The sequence below is a fragment of the Pseudomonas sp. SIMBA_067 genome (assembly GCF_046534675.1).
GTDB lineage: Bacteria > Pseudomonadota > Gammaproteobacteria > Pseudomonadales > Pseudomonadaceae > Aquipseudomonas > Aquipseudomonas putida.
The window spans coordinates 1-254 of the sequence record NZ_JAWRYH010000882.1 but is presented as its reverse complement, the minus strand read 5'-3'; the positions used below and the strand labels follow the sequence as shown (position 1 = coordinate 254).

1 protein-coding gene is annotated in these 254 nt (G+C 57.9%); it reads right to left on the bottom strand.

Annotated elements, in window-relative coordinates:
• Positions 1-87: 87 nt before the first annotated feature.
• Entirely contained in the window at positions 88-246 is a 159-nt protein-coding gene (locus tag SB765_RS31750; protein ID WP_410932773.1) for a GGDEF domain-containing protein, read from the bottom strand.
• Positions 247-254: the final 8 nt, after the last annotated feature.

Here is a 254-nt window from a genome sequence, read left to right as displayed (position 1 = left end):
GCCAGGAAGTACGCCCAATAAGTGATTACGCCTGGGTCGTTGCAAGCAGGGCGAGCATACCGCAACACAGCCCGGACCGTGCTCGTCTCAACAAGGCGGCGCTACAGAAACAACCCGATCACGCCCGTTCTGTTTGGCGGTATAGAGCCCCTTATCGGCGCGCTCCAGTGCGTCATCCAGCGTTTCACCTTTGGCAAACAGGGTGCACCCTATGCTCAGGCTTACCTTCAATTGACCACTGGGCATCTGCATCG